This window comes from Schnuerera sp. (genome assembly GCF_035459645.1).
Lineage (GTDB): Bacteria > Bacillota > Clostridia > Tissierellales > Tepidimicrobiaceae > Schnuerera.
Window position 1 is genome coordinate 1 of the sequence record NZ_DATHXO010000357.1, and the last position, 5328, is coordinate 5328.

General features: G+C 28.0%; 7 protein-coding genes. All 7 read right to left on the reverse strand.

What is annotated here, in order from left to right:
• Nucleotides 1-142: 142 nt before the first annotated feature.
• From VK998_RS08285 to VK998_RS08315, 7 genes are read right to left on the reverse strand one after another with little or no spacing between them, the layout of a single operon-like run.
• Complete coding sequence (locus tag VK998_RS08285) at nucleotides 143-925, reverse strand: bifunctional 3-deoxy-7-phosphoheptulonate synthase/chorismate mutase (protein WP_325227537.1); 783 nt, start codon at nucleotides 923-925, stop codon at nucleotides 143-145.
• A 53-nt stretch (nucleotides 926-978) separates the two neighbouring features.
• A complete protein-coding gene (locus VK998_RS08290; protein WP_325227540.1) occupies nucleotides 979-1554 on the reverse strand; it encodes a DivIVA domain-containing protein in 576 nt (191 codons plus the stop codon).
• A gap of 14 nt (nucleotides 1555-1568) precedes the next feature.
• Nucleotides 1569-2360, reverse strand: coding sequence for a YlmH family RNA-binding protein (locus tag VK998_RS08295; protein WP_325227542.1), 792 nt, complete (start codon nucleotides 2358-2360; stop codon nucleotides 1569-1571).
• 10 nt (nucleotides 2361-2370) lie between these two features.
• Nucleotides 2371-2637, reverse strand: a complete 267-nt coding sequence (locus tag VK998_RS08300; RefSeq protein WP_325227543.1) for a YggT family protein — start codon at nucleotides 2635-2637, stop codon at nucleotides 2371-2373.
• A gap of 25 nt (nucleotides 2638-2662) precedes the next feature.
• Nucleotides 2663-3106, reverse strand: a complete 444-nt coding sequence (locus tag VK998_RS08305) for a cell division protein SepF (protein ID WP_325227545.1) — start codon at nucleotides 3104-3106, stop codon at nucleotides 2663-2665.
• Between the two features lie 17 nt (nucleotides 3107-3123).
• Nucleotides 3124-3834, reverse strand: a complete 711-nt coding sequence (locus VK998_RS08310; protein ID WP_325227549.1) for a YggS family pyridoxal phosphate-dependent enzyme — start codon at nucleotides 3832-3834, stop codon at nucleotides 3124-3126.
• Nucleotides 3830-5122, reverse strand: coding sequence for a biotin/lipoyl attachment domain-containing protein (locus VK998_RS08315; protein WP_325227547.1), 1293 nt, complete (start codon nucleotides 5120-5122; stop codon nucleotides 3830-3832). The genes VK998_RS08310 and VK998_RS08315 overlap by 5 nt, the downstream gene beginning before the upstream one ends.
• Nucleotides 5123-5328: the final 206 nt, after the last annotated feature.

The window sequence follows — 5328 nt, forward strand, 5'->3', positions numbered from 1 at the left end:
GTATTTAGCACCCCAAATATGAGTAAGCAAAATAAAGAAAAATAACAATTCATCATCATATACATCCAGAAGGTCCTTTGACATAAATGTTCCCTCCATTCTTATATTTATAATATATTCTATGAGATTAGAGGGAAAAAATTTACATATTAGATTTTAAAGCTTTTTTCATACTATTTATATTTTCAAACAAATCTTTAAACTCAGCAAAATTTAAAGATTGAACTCCATCAGATAAAGCTTTTTCTGGCTCTGGATGAATTTCTATCATCAATCCGTGGGCACCCAAGGCTAAGGCTGCTTTAGAGGCAGGCAATATCAATTCTCTTCTTCCAGTACCATGGCTTGGGTCTACAATAATAGGATATTCAGTTTTAGATTTTATAATAGGCACGCTGATTAAATCCAAAGTATTTCTAGTATAATTTTCAAAAGTTCTAATACCTCTTTCACAAAAAATAATTTTTTTATTTCCTTCCATCATTATATATTCAGAAGCTTTTATCCATTCATCTATGGTAGCGCTCATTCCCCTTTTCAATAATACAGGTTTATTAACTTTTCCTACTTCTTTTAAAAGAGGATAGTTTTGCATATTTCTTGATCCTATTTGATAAATATCTATATACTCATAAGCCTCCTCAATATCTCTTGGATCCATTATTTCTGAAATCACTTTAAAATTATATTTTTTCTTAATATTATATAAAATTTTCAAACCATCAAGTCCTAAACCTTGAAAAGCTTTAGGGCTTGTTCTGGGTTTAAAAGCACCACCTCTTAGAATCTTAATTCCTAATCTATTCAAAAACTTAGCTATTAATTCCATTTGTTTTTCACTTTCAACAGCACAAGGTCCAGCAATAATGGTAAATTCATCACCTCCAATAGACAATTCACCATCTATATTAATTTTCTCCGTCATAACTACTCCTCCATTATCTGTTTCCTAATATAATATTAAATAGAATTTGGGGGCTAAGCCCCCAAATCGTCAACATCATTATCCGTTTCTAAAATATTTTGTGATTCTGAACTAACCTCCTCAGACTGGTCTATGTACTCTTCTAAACCTTCTTTTTCTTTGATGATAGAAGTATCTCCTTCTATTTCAGAATAAAATTCATCTAAAGTTATTAATTGGGCTTCAATAAATGATTTATATCGGGTTTTAAAGATATATATCTCTTTCTTCAAATTCTCATACTCCCTTTGAATCTTTGAAACTTCTTCATTAGCAGCAGCAACTATTTTTTTAGCCAATAATTCTGCATCTTCAATAATGATATCCGATTTTTCCCTTGCTGTTCTAGTAACTTCATCGGCAGTGCTTTGAGCCACTATAAGAGTATCCTTTAAAGTTTTCTCTAAATTATTATATTGTTCTATTTGTTCATTCAAAACAAGTATTTTATCTTTCAACTCAATATTTTCTTTGTAAATTTTTTCATAATCTTCAATAATTTCATCTAAAAAATGATCTACTTCAGCTTCTTTATATCCCCTAAAAGATTTTTTGAATTCTTTATTTTGAATATCAAGGGGTGTAATCATATAACTCACTCCATTTATTTTAATAGTCTAAGCTTTACTCTCACTCTACCTTTCTTACTAATACCATTTATTGAATTCAAAATAAATCTACCATAACCTTTGGCAGAAATAATATCCCCTTCCTCAATATCCTTAAATACCCTATCTATAGGCTCCCAATTTACCTTTACCTTTTTAGACTCAACCAGTCTTTGACCATCTTTTCTTGATAAATTCCAAGCACCACTTATTAATGCATCCAATCGAAGGGAAGAAACAGTTGTATATATATCTTCATATTCTAGAATACCTTTCCTTAATTTCTCTAGAGGAATTTCCTTTACTTTAACATTTTCTTTGCCAATTTTCATTAAACTAATTAAAATATAATCAAAAATTTCATTTTTTACCACTACTTGAACATTGTCTTCATGTATTAATATATCCCCTATTTTTTCTCTATTTATTCCTAAATTAAGTATTCCCCCTAAAAAATCTCTATGAGATAAATTTTTAATATTGCCATTAATCATCAAAGAACTAATAGGGGATTTAATATCCTGGTGTTTCATATATTCAGGATATATCAATATAACTTTCCTTTCCGCTTTTTCAATACCTCCTATTTCACTATAGGATATATCCATAAACCTATTTAAGATAGACTCTGCTAATTTTCTTTCATAAGGATCCATAAAATCTGTAACTCCAATAGTATGCTTATTTATTACGATTTCAATTTGATCCAATACTCTTCGCATATTTAAAATCTGTTTCTCATCTACTATATGTGCCAATAGTTTTTCTTTATCTAATCTCAATTTCATCACCAACAGTTTAAAATAATATAGCTCTAATAATTCTTAAAATAATTCTGAGCATTAAAATAGCAATAATAGGTGAGAAATCAAACATACCGGTATTAATACCTAATCTATAGATTAACTCTCTTGCTGGCGACAATATTGGCTCTGTAAATTCATATATAATTCTTCCTATTGGATTATAAGGTCCAATTCTTAAAAAAGAAAATATAATTCGTACAAAAATTAAAATTTCTATAATATTAAATAAAATACTAATAGCTCTATATAATGTTATCATCAAATTACCTCTTACTTTTTATATTTTACCATTGAAAAATTGCTTTATTTTTCAACTCATCTTTAATATTACCATCTATCTCTACATTGTTTGGAGCTAGTACAAAAATATCAGTAGTCACTTTTTGAATACTTCCTTCAAGAGAATACAATCCTCCATTTATAAAGTCAAATATCTGTCTTTTTATACCTGGTTCTAATTGTTCTAAATTCACAACAACAGTTTTTCTCATCTTTAAATCATCCACAATTTTAGGTGCATCTTCATAATTTAATGGTTCATGAACTACTAATTTCATATTCCCAGATGTATGAATATTAACAACTTTGTTTCTCATTTTTTTGGAATTTGCATTTAGGGGAATCTCTTCTAATTCTTCATTTTCATAATCCTCGTATTCATACTCATCTTCCAAATCTAAATCATCAATTCCAATGAAGTACTTTAGTTTATTCATTATAGTTGACATAATAACCCTCCTATCTTTTATTTTCTTTGACCAAATAAACCAGTTCCTATTCTTATCATATTTGACCCCTCTTCAATTGCTACTTCATAGTCATTGGTCATACCCATCGATAAGATATCCATTTTCACATTAGTATAATCTTTTTCCTTAATTACTTCACTTAACCTACGTAATTCTCTAAACACCCATCTTGCTTCTTCAGCATCTTCAACATAAGGTGCAATTGTCATCAATCCCTTTACATTTAGATTTTCATAATTTATAATTTTTTCTATGAAAGGAATTACTTCATCTATTTTTAATCCAAATTTACTTTCTTCTTCTGCTATATTAACTTGGATTAGAGTATCTATTATTATACCATTTTTTTTAGCCCTTTTGTTCAACTCTTTTGCTAAAGATGGGCGATCTAGAGAATGAACTAAGGTTATCTTGTCAAAAATAGTTTTTACCTTATTGGTCTGTAAATGTCCTATCATGTGATATTTCGCCTTATTACCAATAATATCGAACTTTTTTACTAGTTCTTGAGTCCTATTTTCGCCAATATTCGTTAAACCTAGTTCAATAGCTTCATTTATTTTATCTACTCCTACCGTTTTAGTAACGGCAATTATCTGAACTTTATCTCCTTCTCTGCCAGATCTCTTTAAGGCTTCATGGATATTTTTTTCTAAATTTAGTAAATTGTTCTTTATAGTAATTGTAATTACCTCCTTGATGTCAATTAATTATCATTCCTTCTTTTATGCTAATGGTATTTAAAAGGATTTCATCGAATTCTCTAACCGTTCTAACTGGTGTATCACTTCCTTTTATATTAATATTATAATTATTGTCCCCTTTACTAATATAAGCAAATTCATCATCTTCATCTAATATTTCAATAGGTCTAAATCTTATTATACCACTAATTTCCTTTATATAAACTCCATTGATTTCATCTTTTTCTAATATAGCTTTCTTTGGAATTCTATATCCATCATACTTAAATTTTATAATATTAATATCTAAACCTCTCTTATCAAAATAATTATGAAAATCTGTATTAAATCTAACAACAATTAACCCTTTATCTTTCTCGTCAGATATCCTTTCAATATACCCTTTGAGTTCACCTTCTACCTCTTCTCCTGTTAATAAAATGGGATCTCCTTCTTCATAAGAAGAAATATCTTTCATATTTTCAATTTTTACAATCATATACCATTGAAAATTATCAATTATCTTAAAAACTGGTTCATCTGTTTTAATAGTATCATTATTGGATACTATCCTCTGATTATTGACTATCTCTTTAAAATCAGAATATTTATAATCATCTTTATGACTAATGGAATATATTTCTTCATATCCATCTATTTTAAAAGATACTATACCAGATTCCTTTGAAAAATAATTTTCTGTATTACTAATTATCTGTTTTTTAACTTTATCTCTCTTTTCATTTAGATTTTCTAGGCTTTGACTAATTAAAGTATCATCTCTTCCAATATCTTTTTGTTTGCCATCATACATGGACAGTTTATCTTTTAAAATTTCAGCTCTTTCATAATCATTTTGGTTTATACTTGTTTGTATATCACCGATTATATTGCCAATATTTTCCTTTAACTTTTCCTCATCCTTTTTTATGCCTTCGCTATCTAACTTCGTCTTTGTTAAAACTTCTATTTTATTTTCAATTTCTTCTAACTCTTGTTTTAATGTAGAGGTATCGTCCAATAATGTAATTTTAGCAACTTTAGTTCCTACAGCAACTCTATCACCATGATCTACATATATTTCTATTGTGCCTTCTCCATCAGCTTTGTACAAGCTTTCTCTTCTTATTATAATTGCTTCTGTTTCAATTTTATCTTCAATTATATATTTGTCTGGCAGAACTGTTTTAAAGGCAGTAGCAAACAAGGAAGGGACTGATCTAAAAAAAAGGAATATGAAAATTAAGCTGATCCAAAAGAATCTCCATCTTTTTTTTATTTTTCTTTTTCGTTTACGTTCCTCTTGTGACATATTATCACCCTTAATAGATTTCTTTACTATATTTAAATTCTACGAAAGATTGGATACTCCTTTTTAAAAATTAAAAAATCTACCATATTTACTTATAACTTTGAACTTTAAAATATTATCTATATTTAATTTCTTGATTTCATTTTTATGTGTTACCATTAAAATAGCCTTTTCCTTTTTAATAGCACCTATTAAAATACCCGCAA